Origin of the sequence: Ornithinimicrobium ciconiae (genome assembly GCF_007197575.1) — a bacterium.
Taxonomy (GTDB): Bacteria; Actinomycetota; Actinomycetes; order Actinomycetales; family Dermatophilaceae; genus Ornithinicoccus; species Ornithinicoccus ciconiae.
In genome coordinates this window covers 552175-566363 of sequence record NZ_CP041616.1, presented here as the reverse complement: position 1 = coordinate 566363, position 14189 = coordinate 552175, and the positions used below count along the sequence as shown (strand labels likewise).

General features: G+C 70.4%; 11 protein-coding genes. 1 reads left to right on the top strand and 10 read right to left on the bottom strand.

The features are described from left to right. Positions 1–14: 14 nt before the first annotated feature. Positions 15–1931, bottom strand: a complete 1917-nt coding sequence (locus tag FNH13_RS02510; RefSeq protein WP_143782000.1) for a TOMM precursor leader peptide-binding protein — start codon at positions 1929–1931, stop codon at positions 15–17. Positions 1932–2020: 89 nt separating this feature from the next. Between FNH13_RS02510 and FNH13_RS20045 the strand changes: the two genes are divergently transcribed. Continuing rightward, complete coding sequence (locus FNH13_RS20045; protein ID WP_228266547.1) at positions 2021–2275, top strand: hypothetical protein; 255 nt, start codon at positions 2021–2023, stop codon at positions 2273–2275. Positions 2276–2749: 474 nt separating this feature from the next. Here the strand turns inward: FNH13_RS20045 and FNH13_RS02490 are convergent, their stop codons facing one another. The 9 genes from FNH13_RS02490 to FNH13_RS02450 all read right to left on the bottom strand — a co-directional run bounded on the left by FNH13_RS02490 (position 2750) and on the right by FNH13_RS02450 (position 13973). Continuing rightward, the gene (locus tag FNH13_RS02490; protein ID WP_143781996.1) at positions 2750–4894 is read right to left on the bottom strand and encodes a YcaO-like family protein; all 2145 of its coding nucleotides are present in this window, start codon (positions 4892–4894) and stop codon (positions 2750–2752) included. A 212-nt stretch (positions 4895–5106) separates the two neighbouring features. Then, the gene (locus FNH13_RS02485; protein ID WP_228266544.1) at positions 5107–6237 is read right to left on the bottom strand and encodes a P1 family peptidase; all 1131 of its coding nucleotides are present in this window, start codon (positions 6235–6237) and stop codon (positions 5107–5109) included. A gap of 32 nt (positions 6238–6269) precedes the next feature. Next, the gene (locus tag FNH13_RS02480; protein WP_143781995.1) at positions 6270–7253 is read right to left on the bottom strand and encodes a DsbA family protein; all 984 of its coding nucleotides are present in this window, start codon (positions 7251–7253) and stop codon (positions 6270–6272) included. Between the two features lie 49 nt (positions 7254–7302). Continuing rightward, positions 7303–8517, bottom strand: a complete 1215-nt coding sequence (locus FNH13_RS02475) for a M20 family metallopeptidase (protein ID WP_143781994.1) — start codon at positions 8515–8517, stop codon at positions 7303–7305. Next, positions 8510–9535: an ATP-binding cassette domain-containing protein gene (locus FNH13_RS02470; protein ID WP_143781993.1), complete on the bottom strand. Its 1026-nt coding sequence runs from the start codon at positions 9533–9535 to the stop codon at positions 8510–8512. The genes FNH13_RS02475 and FNH13_RS02470 overlap by 8 nt, the downstream gene beginning before the upstream one ends. After that, the gene (locus FNH13_RS02465) at positions 9528–10565 is read right to left on the bottom strand and encodes an ABC transporter ATP-binding protein (RefSeq protein WP_143781992.1); all 1038 of its coding nucleotides are present in this window, start codon (positions 10563–10565) and stop codon (positions 9528–9530) included. The genes FNH13_RS02470 and FNH13_RS02465 overlap by 8 nt, the downstream gene beginning before the upstream one ends. Continuing rightward, a complete protein-coding gene (locus FNH13_RS02460) occupies positions 10562–11380 on the bottom strand; it encodes an ABC transporter permease (protein ID WP_143781991.1) in 819 nt (272 codons plus the stop codon). The genes FNH13_RS02465 and FNH13_RS02460 overlap by 4 nt, the downstream gene beginning before the upstream one ends. Further along, positions 11380–12330 carry an ABC transporter permease gene (locus FNH13_RS02455; RefSeq protein WP_143781990.1) on the bottom strand — a complete coding sequence of 317 codons (951 nt, stop codon included), beginning with the start codon at positions 12328–12330 and terminating at the stop codon, positions 11380–11382. The genes FNH13_RS02460 and FNH13_RS02455 overlap by 1 nt, the downstream gene beginning before the upstream one ends. A gap of 86 nt (positions 12331–12416) precedes the next feature. Beyond that, on the bottom strand, positions 12417–13973 hold the full coding sequence (locus FNH13_RS02450; RefSeq protein WP_143781989.1) for an ABC transporter substrate-binding protein: 1557 nt from the start codon (positions 13971–13973) through the stop codon (positions 12417–12419). Positions 13974–14189 lie beyond the last annotated feature (216 nt).

The window sequence follows — 14189 nt, the reverse complement described above, 5'->3', positions numbered from 1 at the left end:
CGGGGGGCGGGTGTTCACGGGAACGGGTGGGGGTGCATGTTCAGGTCATCGGCCGTCAGCTCAGTCTCCCGCCAGCCCGCGGCCACCGGAGCGACCCGCAGCCGGCGCATCGACAACGCGCGCTGCATGGTCCACCCGAAGTCGATCGGGATGAGGCCCGGCACGATGGTGGAGACGGTCGTCAGGCCGACCGAACGCTGCTCGGGCGAGGTCTGGTCGGCCATCAGGACATCGAGTCCACGGTCCGTGATGGCCTGCACGACCGCGTTGAGGTCGTCCGTGAGGTCACCGGTGCGGGGACGATCACGCTCCCACTCGGCATACAGCTCCTGCACGGACTGGGGCTCCCGGTCCTGGGCGAGCAGGAAGTCCGCGTGCTGGGCCATCTCCGGGACGCCGTAGAGCAGCGCGTGGTGCTTGAGCTCCTGGACCACGAGGTAGTCCTCCTGCATCGACCGGACGAGGTCCAGGTGCTCGGCCACCCGCTCGGGGAAGCTGGGCACATAGGAGGCGATCTCGCACAGCGCCGCGCGGATGGCGTCCTCTGGGTCGAGCCCGGCCCCCGCGGCGAAGGAGAGCGTGCCCAGTCCGCCGTCGCGCCGGACCGCGACACCCGTGACGCAGGGCACTGGCAGGTCGATGCGGTTGTCAAACATCCGCACGTCGTAACCCATGAGGGAGAGGCGGTCGACCATCATGCGGATCTGTGGGGAACGGCAGGTCGAGGTGTCGATCTCTGGCAGTGGCGCCTTGCCGTACCAGGCATTGAGGAAGGCATCCCGCTCCAGCAGCTCCAGGAGCCCGTAGAGCGTGGCCTCCTCGCGGCTGCCACCGGTCGCGCACCCGTTGGAGCACTCCTGGAGGAAGTTGGTCGCCGGGTCGTTGATCAGGTAGTAGACGAAGGCGTGCGGCACCAGGACCTGACGGTTGTCCCGCAGGCTGTGAGCCCACACCCAGGGGATGGGTAGGTCATCGCGGAAGGTCGTGAAGCGCGATCCGATCAGCTCGTAGAAGATGTCCGGGTAGAGCCCGACGGACCGCGGGTCCAGGGCGTGCTCCCGCACGTTCTCGAAGGTGTCCACGACGGCCGGGCGGATCCGACGCTCACGCAGCCCGGAGTGTCGCTCCAGCCCCTCGAGGATTCCCAGGATCTGGCTGTCGGCGAAGTTGTCCGCGTGACCGCTCCAGAAGAACTCGTGCAGGTGGTAGTCGCCGCGGATACGCGTGTAGCCGGTCACCGGGGCGGTGGTCGTCGAGTCGTAGGCCCGGCCGGCGACCGTGCCGAGCATCCCGCAGATCGGGTTGGCGTAGGTGTCCGGGTCGAGGGGGTAGTCGTGGATGCTGCGCACCCGGGTCGCGTCGGGCGTCGGCTTCAGCTGCGGGGTCAGGACCAGCGCCGCGGCCTCTGCGCTGTCGTCCTCGCGCAGGTCGCACAGCGGGCAGTCGGCGTCGGCGGTGAGCGGGTAACGCGTCATCGCCCCCGCATCGAGGCGCACGTGGAAGACCTGGGTCAGCCCGGCCTCGGTGGTGGGCCAGTCGGTGTCCGCGAGGCTCTCGAGAGTCGACTCCACCAGGGATCGTCCGAAGCCGGTCAGGAAGGGGGCCGTGGCGGCCGCCTCCATCGACGCGCCCAGTTCCAGGGCGTTGCGCTCGTCCTCGCCACGCAGCAGTTGCCAGCGGCGTTCCAGGCAGTGGAAGCACCCTCCCGTGCCGGGCACCGGCGCGGTGAAGGGGACCAGGAGCACCGAGCTACCGCGGGTGAGGGCCACCACGTCCGGGTTCTCGGCCGCGAGCCGCGCGGCACGCAAGCGTCCCACCTCGGGTGGCAGCACGTTGACCGTGCCCAGCGTGTCGTAGCTGATGCGGCGCCCGCCGATCTCGGCGGCGGTCGTCTCCGTGGGCACAGCCTCAGAGGTGGCGATGGCGAACATGTGACTCCCTTTCAATGCTCTGGTGGGTCGTGAGGTGGTGCCGGACTCCCCGGCGGTGTTCCCGGACACCGCCGGGGAGCGATCAGCCGGTGTTGCCTCAGGCGCAACTGCTGGTGGAGCCGCACGAACAACTGGTGCAGCCGCAGCAGCTCGACGTGGAACAGCTGCAGCAGGACGTCGTGGAGCAGGCACAGGAGGAGGTGCTCGTGGCACCGTCCATGTCCTGCGAGGCGTCAGCGATGTCGATGACCTCGAAGGTCTCGACCTCGAGCTCCTTGAGCTCACGCCCCAGGCTGTTGATGGACATATCTGATCTCCTTCACATGGGTGTCCCGGCGTGGTGACACCGGGGTCAATCTCAGAACTGACCCGGGTCGCAGACCCAGATCGGTGATCTCAGGCACAGCTCGCGCAACTGCAGGAGCAGGTGCTGCTACAGCTCGAGCTCGACGTGGAGCAGCAGCTGGACGTGGAGCACGAACACCACGCCGCCATGTCCTCGGCAACCTCGGCGAGCTCGAGGACCTCAAAGGTCTCGACCTCCAACTGCACAAGCTCCTCGTGTGGGAATCGCGTCGTCATGCTTTCTCCGTTCTCTGTGGTGCGGACAGGTCAGGCACAACTGCTGGTCGAGGCACAACTGCAGGAGCAGCTGGACGTGCTGCCACAGCTGGAGCTCGACGTCGAGCAGCAACTTGACGTGGAGCACGAGCTCCAGGCCGCCATGTCCTCAGCAACCTCCGTGAGCTCGAGCACCTCAAAGGTCTCGGCCTCCAACGACGCGATCTCAGTAGTCAGAAAGGGGTCCATGGTCTTCTTCACCTCCTCTCGGGGTGGGTCGGTCCGTCGTCAGACGCCAGAGGAGCGTCCTCACCAGAGGGTCCGGAGGCTGTGGTCAAGAGGACCCGAGCGGTCCGGATGCCGCCCTGAGCAAGATCGGGAAGGCCGGTGTCCACCACGAGGACATCGGTGTCGGGGCCGAGCGCGGCAGTCATCGCGGTGACCGACAGGCGCTCGGTTGCGGCCGGGCGGCTCAGGCCGGACAGCGGCAGACCGCGCGGGTCAAGGTCGGCGAGCGGTCCCACCTCGGTGGTCGCCGGACCATCCGTCTGGATGCGCCCGACCAAGGACACCAGGGCGTCAACCACGGCCAGCTCGACGGATGCCCCGGTCGCCAGGGCGACCACGGGCTCACCGTCACGCTCGACGTAGGCGATCACCGTGCCGCCGCAGCCCGGCAGGGACACATCGACGAGCACCGGCGACAGGTCGAGGGTGCGGCAGGTGTCGGTGAGGAAACGCAGGACGGTTCCCAGCTCGCCGCCCTGCACCTCGACCGTGTCCAGCGGCGCACCGCGGCGCACCGCCGTCATCACGGCACGGAAGGTCACGGCCGAGTAGAAGCCCGCGATCGCGGCGTCCGCCGCCGTGGCCGCTGCGCCGGCGCCAACCGTGCTGGTCAGCACCTGCTGGCCAGCATTGGCGGAGGAGAAGGGGTAGGCCGCAGCAGTCGGGACACGACGCCGGTCACCGGTCACCAGACTGGTCGCCCAGACCCCGGTGCCGTCGGCCTGCGGGGCCAGCCCACTCCACACGTCCAGCGTGGTGACCGGGACGTCCACCTGCTCCAGGACCTGGCGAGCTGCCTCTGGGCCCCAGGTGTCGACATACTGCAAGGAGGCCTCGCACAGGGCGCGGAAGCGCGCCTGGAGCGGGGTGCGGGTGTGAAAGCCGGTGATGGTGCGGCGGGCGGCGGCCGACCCGTCGCGACCGACGAGTCCACCGACCTCCACCCGGCCCACCTTCAGCGGGGACTGGTCGATCTCCAGATCGGTGAACTGCCGGAAGACGCCAGTGTGGTGGCGCACCAGGTCGAGGTAACCGTCGGCCTGCTCGTGCAGTGCCCGGGACTCCACCTCCGCCTCGGGGTCGAGGAGGACATCCACCGCGGCCCGCAGTTCGTCGGCCGGCGTCTCGGCGACACGGTCGGTGGCCCGTGGGTCAGCCGGGTGTCCCAACAACGGCTCCTTGACGATGTCAAGGGTCTCCAGGTTCTGGACGACCACCGCCTCGCGGGTCTCGGGATCCAGGCACCCGGTCAGCAAACGGAACGCCTCAAAGCCGATCAGGGTGCCGAGCATCGAGGCGTGCTGGTCGACCACGGCCGGACGAGCAGCGGACGGCTGGCCTGCCAGACGGCGCCAGAAGTCGGCGCCTTCGTCGCTGTCCAGCCCGGCGCCCAGCCGGGCGATCAAGGAGTCGACTCCCGTGGTGCTCGCCGCATCCAGCAAGGGACCCACGAAAGTCCTGCCGCCGACCGTCACGGCGGGGATGAGTGGCACGCCGGCGTCGGCCGCCACCCGTGCCAGGGCGCGCACCCCGTCCAGGCCGATCTCGTCGCCGAGGGCGATCACCACGTCGGCAGCGAGGTCGCCCGGCCGCGTCGGCACCTGGTCGGTGACCGTGGCGCTCTCCAGCCCGTTGTCCCGCAGGATCCGGGCGGTGGACTCTGCGAGGGTGCCGGATCCCAGGATCTGGACCCGGGCCGCGCGGAACCGCTCGAAGCGCTGGACCGGGGCGTCGACGTAGTGCCGGATGAACTCGATCTGACCGGCGAACGGGTGGTCCAGCACGGCCTCGCCGAGCTCCTCGGGGACGCTGTCGCGGGCGAAGTTGCGCTCCAGGAGGACCGTGACGAGGGAGGTCAGCATCTGCTGCTGCGCCTCCGGCAGGGAGCTGCGCAGGTCCCCGACGGTGAGCGAACCGTCCAGGTGCGGCGCCAGAACAGACAGCCACCGATAGATGCTGCTGCCCCGCATGACGAACGCATCGTCAGCGTGCCGGATGAAGACACCCTGCCCGGTGTCGGCATACAGCACGTCTCGGCGCAGCAGCGGCCGGACGGCGTCCAACGCTCCTGCAGTGTCCTCGTCTCGCGTGGTCTGTGTCGTGTGCGTCGACATGGCGTCCTTCCCCAGAAGCCGATCCGGTGAAGCGCAGCTGTTGGCTGTGCTCGTGGATTCGACAGTAGGAAGGCCGACGCGGGGCAGGCAATGAAATCTGAGGTCCACAACGTGCCGTGGCACCGTTGGGACAGGAGCCTGAGCCTGGGTGGGTGCTCGGCGCTGCCGCCGTCAGGAGGTGATGACGGCGCGGGCGCTGGGTGCTGCCGCCGTCAGGAGGTGGTGACCGCGCTGGGGAAGGCCTCGCAGTAGGACCGCACGGTCCCCGCCGGGGTCTGGCACCCCTCCGCGGCGAGCACGGCCCGCACGATCGCCCGGGTCACGGTGCGCGCGGCCACGGTCAGCAACCCGTGGAAGGCCACCGGGTCCGGCGCCGGCCGGGCGCCCGTGGCGATCGTGAACAGGGTGTCGCCGTCAAACATCGTGTGCACCGGGTCGATCGCCCGGGCCATGCCGTCGTGTCCGATGCCGGCGACCTTGGCTGCCTGCGCCTTGGTGAGCGTCGCGTCGGTCGCGATCACTCCGATGGTGGTGGCCAGCACCTTGGGCATCAGCCCGCCCGACCGGGCACCGGCCCGCTCCCGCGCCTCCTGGAGCTCCCCGGGGTCGGGACGGCGCAGACCGTATGCCGCGCGCTCGCCCAGGACATCCAGGTCACCCTCCAGCAGGGCCGAGGCACCGAGCAGCCCTCCGGTGCGCAGGTCCAGCACGTGCCCGCCGGGGTTGGCCACCACCAGCGCCGCCACGGTCGTGCCGTCCGGCAGGACCGCGCTGGCCGAGCCCACCCCGCCCTTGAGCCCGCCGCACTCGGCACCGGTGCCGGCCCCGACCGAGCCGAGGGCCGGGGCGGCAGTGGTGGCTGCGGCGCAGGCGGCGGTCCCGAACGACGCGTCAGGGGTGGCGCCGAAGTCGCCGCCACGGCCCAGGTCGAAGACCACTGCGGCCGGGACGATGGGGACCACCTGGCCGGGTTCCGGCCCGGCGGGGAAGCCGACACCCTCGGCATACAGCTGTTGCATGACGCCGTCGGCGGCAGCGAGCCCGAAGGCACTGCCCCCGGTCAGGACGATGGCGTGGACCCGGTCGACCTGGTTGAGCGGGTCGAGCAGGTCGGTCTCCCGCGTCCCCGGTCCGCCGCCGCGGACATCGACCCCGGCCACCGCCCCCTCCGGCGGCGCGAGCACCACGGTCGTGCCGGTCAGCCAGCCATCGCCACGCCGGTCGTGCTGTCCGACCCGCAGGCCGGCCACGTCGACGAGCGAGTTGGTCGGACCCGGTCGCACCTGCGGGTCCAGGGCCCACATCGGGTCCGGCCCGGTGCTGGTGTCATCCTGCGTCGTCATGGGGTGAGTATGCCGTGGCGTCCCGGGCCTGGTCAGCGACCGTCCTGCACGGCAGTCAGTTCCTGCTCGATCGCCTGGCGGAAGACCTGCTCGGGCTGCGCCCCCACCAAGGCGGTGGTGTTGACCAGGAAGGTCGGTGTGGACCGCACCCCCAGCGAGTCGGCCTCGGCGTTGTCGGCCTCCATCGCCTCGCGCAGCTCGTCGGAGTCCAGGTCGGCCTCGAAGCTGGCCAGGTCGGGGATGCCGATGTCCTCGGCGAGGCCGAGCAGCTTCTCCCGCGGCATGTCCGGGTGGCCACTGTCGGGCGCCGCGGCGAAGACCGCGTCGTGGTATTCCCAGTACATTCCCTGCTCCCCGGCCGCCCGCGCGGCGAGGGCGGTGGCCTCGGAGTCCTCCCCGAACAGGACCCGGTCGCGGAACTCGAAGCGGACGGTGCCGTCGTCGATGAGGTCCTGCAGGGCGGGCTGGACGTCCCGACCCCAGGAGGCGCAGAACGGGCAGCGGTAGTCGGCATACTCGATGATCACGACCGGCGCGTCCACGTCACCCTTGGCCAGCGGGTCATCGGCCTCACGTCGGGGCAGGTCGAGCAGGAACTGGCGCTGCTCGTCGGACAGCGTGGGCCGCTCGGTCGCTGGCTCCTCGGGGGCGGCCGTCGGCGCCGCCGCGGACTCCGGGGCGGCCTGTGCGGTCCCGGCACCGGTGCCCGGCTCGGGAGTCTCACCAGCCGGGTCAGCCTCGGTCGGGTCAGCCTCGGTCAGTTCCTGGGAGGCGTCGGTCTCCGAGTCTGCGGTGGAGTCCGCTGACGAGCCGGGGCCGGCCTCTGCGGGCTCGTCGTCCTGCGTGATCGCCGTGTAGATCAGGAAGCCTCCGACCAGCGCGACCACGATCGTCGCGATCGCCCACATGATGCTGGCGGTGTTGCTCTTGTGCTGACCGGACTGCTGCGGGATGGGGGCGATCGGGGCGCTGGACTGGTCGTCGCCGCGCGGCCCCTGCCCCGACGGTGTGCTCACCCCGCCACCCTAGCCAGGCCGGTATGCCGACACGTCCCGCGGGTCCGCATCACCCGTGGAGGAACCGTCGCGCCGCCTCGGCATAGACCGAGGTGGCCTGGATGATTTCCGACACCTCGACATACTCATCGGCCTGGTGGGCGATCCACTTGCCACCGGGGCCGTAGACGACGGTCGGGATGCCGGCGTCCCGGGTCAGGATCGTGCCGTCGGTCGCCCCGGGCACCCCGCCATAGACCGCCGGCTCGCCGGTGACCGCCTCGTGGGCGGCCGCGAGCGCGACGATCATGGGGTGGTCGACGGGGGTGTCCACCGGGGGACGGTCGTCGATGACCTCGACGGTGGCGGTGACCCCGGCGCCCTCGCCGCAGCGTCCGGCCAGCTCGGTGAGCTCACCGTCGAGGGCGACGTGGTCGACGCCGGGAATGGTGCGGATGTCCAGGCAGACGAGGGCCACCGCCGGGATCACGTTGATCTGGTCGGTGTCCCCGGCCTGCACGACCGTGGGGGTGATGAAGACCTGCCCGAGGTGTTCGTGGACCCCGTGCCGAGTCAGCAGCTGGGCCTCGACGTCAGCGACCCGGCGGATGAACTCGGCCGCGACCGGCACGGGGTTGCGGGCGTGCTGTGGCATCGCGCCGTGTGCCATCGCCCCCTCGAACCGGATGAGCAGCCGCACCGCGCCCTTGGAGACGGCGCAGATCTCGCCCGCCTCCGGCTCGCAGCAGATCGCGCCGTCGATCTGCGCGGCCAACGGTGTGCGGGCGAACGCCTTGGCGCCGAGCATCAGGCCCTCCTCGTCGACCAGGGCAGCGAGCACGAGCCGCCCGGGGAAGGGCCCGGCGTCGACCAGCGCCTTGGCGGCATAGATCATCGCGGCCACACCGGCCTTCATGTCGGCGCTGCCGCGCCCCCGGAGCTGACCGTCCACGATGTCACCGGCGTAGGGGTCGAAGCTCCACGCCGCGAGGTCGCCCTCGGTCACCACGTCGGTGTGTCCCTCGAGCATGAGGGTGGGGCCGGGACCGCCGCCGCCAGCGATGACCGCCACCACATTGGGCCGTCCGGGCGCGACCTCGCTCACCTCGGGATCCCACCCGAGGTCCCGCATCCGCTGCTCGACCAGCGCGGCTGCCTCGGCCTCGGCGGTGCCGGCGCTCGGGTCGTTGACCGAGCGGATCCGCACCAGCTCCTGCGTGAAGGCCACCACCGCCTCCTCGTCGATCACCAACGGACGGTATGCCGGCAGGTCACCCTCAGGCATGGGGATCCTCCTCACTGGGCAGGGTGGGTCGAGGCTCATCATCGACCACGGCGTCGACCTCGTCCTCCCCCACCCCCTCGGCCTGCAGCGCGGCCCTCGTCCGGGCGGCCAGCTCGGCGGCGGAGCGACCGGCCAGCGCTGCCCCCAGCCGTGGCACGGAGGCCAGCAGCTGTCGGGTGTAGGGGTGCTGCGGGTCCTCGTAGAGCTGCTCGGTCGGTCCGACCTCGACGATCTGACCGGCCCGCATCACGGCGACCTGCTCGCAGACGTGCCGCACCACCGACAGGTCGTGGGAGACGAAGACCAGGGTCAGATCGAAGCCGTCGACCACCTCGTCGATCAGGTTGAGCACCTGCGCGCGCACCGAGACGTCCAGGGCGCTGACCGGCTCGTCGGCGATCAGGATGTGCGGGTCCGGCGCCAGGGCCCGGGCCACCGAGATCCGTTGCCGCTGACCGCCACTGAACTGATGGGGGAACCGTCGGGCGGAGTCCGCCGGGAGGCCCACCCGCTCCAGCAGCTCGTCAACTGTGGACCCTCGCGGAATCCCTTGTGCGACAAGGGGCTCAGCGATGATTTCGCGGACCCTCATGCGAGGGTCCAGCGAGCTCATCGGGTCCTGAAAGACCAGTTGCAGGCGGCGGCGCAGCCACTTCAGCTGACGCTGGGAGCGGCCGTGGATGGGTTGGCCCTCGATGAGCACCTCACCGGAGGTGGGGTGGTCGAGCCCGCTGATCATCTTCAGCAGTGTCGTCTTGCCCGAGCCCGACTCCCCCACCAGGCCGAACCGGACCCCGGCCGGGATCTCCAGGCTCACGTCGCGCACCGCGTGCACCACCGCACCCGGGCGGGTCAGGGAGGTGCGGGGCCGCCGGAACTCTCGGTGCACCCCGCGCAGGCTGATGGCCACCTCCCGACCGGGCGCGGCGTGTTGCGCGTTTTCGCCCTCACCGAGAGCACCAGGTTGCGGCGATTCACCCCGACCGGGCGCGTCGTGTGCCGTGTCCTCGTCACTCATCGGTCTCACCTGCCACCGGGTGGAAGCAGGCGTAGCCGAAGGCTCGCTCCCCAGCCTCGTGGTCGCCGCGGGGGGTCCACGGCGGCAACTCCTCGCAAGCGGTCGTCGCAAAGTCACACCGGTTGCGGAAGACGCACCCGTCGGGGAACCGTCCAGCCGGGGGCACGTTGCCGGCGATCGTCGGCAACGGCTCGCGCTGACTCGCACCGCGCGCCCGCTCCAGGTCGCTGGCCGCGACCAGCCCCTGCGTGTAGCGGTGCTGCGGGTTGCCCAGCACCTCGGTGACGGGGCCAGCCTCGACGATGCGTCCGCCATACATCACCAGCACCCGCTCGCAGACGGTGGCGACGACGGCCAGGTCGTGGGTGATGAAGAGCATCGCCGCGTCGCGTTCCTCCACGCCGCTGACGATGAGGTCGAGCACGAGGGCCTGCACCGTCACGTCCAGCGCGGTGGTCGGCTCGTCGCAAACCAGCAGCAGCGGGTCGTTGGCCAGCGCGATCGCAGCGACCACCCGTTGACGCTGGCCGCCGGAGAGCTGATGGGGATAGGAGCGCGCCACCGCCGCGGCGTCGGGGAGTCCCACGTGCCCGAGCAGGTCGACCGCGCGCCGTGCCGCTGCCCGCCGGTTGGCGGTGCCGTGCAGGGTCATCACCTCGGCCACCTGGGCGCCGACCTTCATCGTCGGGTTCAGGGCCGTCATCGGCTCCTGGAAGATCATCGCCATGTCGTTGCCGCGGATGTGGCTCAGGCGCCCCTCGGAGGCACCGAGCAGCTCCTTGTCCTGCCCGGCCAGGCGGACCTCGCCGGTGGCGGTCAGTCCCTCCGCGAGCAGTCCCATGACCGCGAGCGCGGTGAGGGACTTGCCCGACCCGGACTCGCCGATGAGCCCGACCCGCTCCCCGCGGTTGATGGCGAAGGTCACGTCGTGCAGCAACTGCGTCGAGCCGGCCCGCACGTCCAGTCCCGTGACGCTGAGGACGCTCGCACCGCCACCCGGTGCGCTCGCTGGGGTGGGTGGGATGCTCATCGCCCCTCCAGCTTGGGGTCGAGGTAGTCGCGCAGTCCGTCACCGAAGAGGTTGAAACCCAGCACCGCCAGCGCGATCGCCGCGCCGGGGATGACCGCCAGGTGCGGCGAGCGGTGCAGCACGTTCTGGGACTCCAGCAGCATCCGCCCCCACGAGGGCTCACCGGTCGGGGTGCCCAGCCCGAGATAGGACAGCGCCGCCTCGGCCAGGATCGCGATGGCGAAGGAGACCGAGGCCTGCACGATGACCAGGCCGACCACATTGGGCAGCACGTGCTGCCAGGCGATCGGGAGCGGTCCGCGGCCGGCGATCCGGGCGGCAGCGACATACTCGGTGTTGACCACCTGCAAGGCCCCTGAGCGCACCACCCGCGCGAACGCCGGGATCGTGGCGATGCCGATCGCGATCATGGCCACGACCGTGCCCCCGCCATAGATCGCGGAGAACATGATCGCCAGCAGCAGCGCCGGGAAGGCCAGCAGGATGTCGTTGCCGCGCATGACCAGCTGACCGAACCAGCCCGGTGACATCGCCGCGAGGATGCCGATCGGGACGCCGATCACCGCCGCGACGGCGACCGCGACGAGACCGACGAGGAGGGTGGTGCGGGCACCGAGCAGGATCTGGGTGAGCACGTCACGGGCAGAGCGGTCGGTGCCCAACCAGTGCTCCGCATTGGGGGTCTGCTCCTTAGGGACGGGGAGGTACTTGAACTCGTAGGGCGTCCAGACGTAGGAGATCAGCGCCATCGCCACCACCAGCAGGACCAGCGCCCCGCCGATGAGGAGCGGGGCGTTGAGCCGCCGGCCGCCCATCAGCGGGCTCCTGTGCGCAGTCGTGGGTCGATGAGCAGATAGAGCGTGTCGACCAGGAAGTTGATGATGAGCACGGCCGCGACCAGGACCATCACGATGGTCTGCACGGTGATCAGCTCGCGTGAGGCGACCGAGTCGAGCAGGAAGCTGCCCAGACCGGGGATGACGAAGACCCGCTCCACGACGACCGCACCGATGAGCAGGGTCGCCAGCTGCAGACCCAGGATGGTCACGATCGGCACCGCGGCGTTGCGCAGCCCGTGCCGGGTCAGCGCCTGCATCGGGCGCAGCCCCTTGGCCCGGGCGGTGCGCAGATAGTCCTCGCGCAGCACGTCGAGGACCGCCGAGCGGACATAACGGGCCAGCACGGAGGCCTGCACCAGGGCCAGCGAGATCGCTGGCAGCGCGAGCCGGCGCAGGAACTCGACCGGGTCCTGGGCCGGGGGCACCCACCCGCCGGAGGGGAACCACTGCAGCTGCTTGGAGAAGTAGGTGATCAGGATGATGCCGGCCAGGAAGGCGGGGACCGCCACGCCGACCTGGGACAGGGCCGACAGCGCCACGCCGTCCGCGTGGCGGTGCCGCACGGCCATCCAGGTGCCGACCGGCAGCGCGATGACCAGCGCCAGGATCATGGAGACCCCGACGAGCCACGCGGTGACCGCAAACCGGTCCACCAGTTGCGGGGCGATGGGGGCCTTGCTGACCCACTCCACGCCCAGGTCCAGGGTGAACAACCCACGCAACCAGTCGGCATACTGCACGAGCAGCGGTCGGTCCAGGCCGAACTGCTCGCGCAACCGGGCCACGGACTCCTCCGAGGAGTTCATCCCCAGCGCGATCCGTGCCGGATCTCCCGGCAGCACCTGCATGAACGCAAACACCAGCACCGAGGCCACGGCGAGGCTGGCCACCAGCACCAGGAAGCGTTGCAGGACGCGGAGCAGCACCTCGGTCAGGCTCCCGTCAGCCGCGCGCCGGCACGGTGCACCGGCACACGACTCACCCGCGCACTCCCGTCACCGGCGCGTCCCACTCAGCCGCGGGCGAGGTTGGCCAGGTCGAAGGACTCGGAGAGCGCGTTCTCCGGGAGGCCGGTGATGTCCGGGTCCGCCACGATCAGGTTGGGCAGCAGGAAGAGGAAGTCGGAGGCGGCGTCCTCGGAGATGAGGGCTGCGGCCTCCTTCATCTTCTCCACCTGGACCTCCTCGCTGCCGGCGTCCGCCTCCTCCAGCAGTGCGCGCAGCTCGGGGGTGCCATAGCGGATGTAGTAGTCGGGGTTGCCGAAGACGTTGCCGAGGTCGCGGGGCTCCACGTGCGAGACGATCGACATCTCGTAGTCGGCGTTGGTGAAGACGTCCTCGACCCAGGCCGCCGGGAACTCCAGGTCGTCGATGGTGACGTCGAAGCCGACCTCCTCCAGCATGGTCTCCACCACGGGGGCGCAGGCCTGGGCGTAGGGCAGCGTCGGGATCCGCAGGCGCACCGCGACACCCTCGGCGCCGGCCTCCTCCATCAGTGCCTTGGCGGCCTCCACGTCGTAGGGGTAGTCACCGGTGCGGTCCTCGTACCAGGGGTCGGTCGGCGGGACCATGCTGCCGATGAGCGCGCCCCGTCCGTCCCAGCAGGTGTCCAGCAGGGCCTGGTGGTCGATGGCGTGGCGGGCCGCCTGCCGCACCCGCAGGTCCTGGAAGGGCTCCGTCTCGTTGTTGAAGCTCAGGACGACCTCGCCGTTGGTCGTGCCCTCGATGATCTGGTAGTCGCCGTCCTCGAACTCGCTCAGCGCCTCGGGGGCCTGCACGGTGCCGACCACGTCGATGCCATCGGTGAGCATGGCGCTGTTCAGCGCGTTGGCGTCCTTGAAGTAGCTCAGCACCACCTGGGAGAAGTAGGGCTCGTCGCCCCAGTAGTCCGCGTTGCGCTGCAGCGTGATCGAGGCACCGGGGTTCCAGTCCCCGAAGGTGTAGGGACCGGTCCCGATCGGGCGGGTGGCCAGGTCACTCATGCTGCCGGAGTCGAAGATCGCGCCGACCCGGGTGGTCAGGCTGTAGAGGAAGGAGTTGCTCGGGTGGGTCAGGGTGACCACCACCTCGGTGTCGCTGGTGGCCTCGACCGACTCGATGATCTCGAACTGGCTCTTGAGGCTGACCGTCCAGTCGTTCTGCACCGCCTCGAAGGACGTGACGACGTCCTCGGCCGTGAAGGCCTCGCCGTTGCTGAAGGTCACCCCCTGCTGCAGGGTGAAGGTGTAGGTGAGCCCGTCCTCGCTGACCTCGTAGTCACTGGCCAGCGCCGGCACGATCTCACCGCTCTGGTCGACCTTGACCAGCGTCTCGTAGACGTTGTAGAGCAGGGCCTGCGGGATGGCCGCGCCATCGGTGGTGGTGAAGTCCAGGCTGGCCGGCTCGGCGACCAGGCCGACCCGCACGGTCTCGTCGCCAGCTGGTGCGGCGGTGCCCTGTCCGGCGTCGGTGCTCGACCCGGTGTCGGGAGTGTCCTCGGTCGGGTCCTCGCTGCTGGACCCCGCGTTGCAGGCGGTGAGCAGGAAGGAGAGGGAGAGCGCTGCGGCGAGCGCCCGGGTGCGAGTCGTCATGGTTCGTGCCTTCCTGATGTGCCTGCGCCGGAGCAGCACAGAACAGCCGGTGAACGTGACCACCATGCCTCACGCGGCGCGCCGGTGAATACCTGGCCACACAACCGATACGGAGTCGTTATCCGACGACCACCGAGATCGGGCCGTATGCCGTGGGGAAACGCACCCCTGCTGGCCAGCGGTCTGGCTCCCGGACGGAGGCGGTCACACACCCTC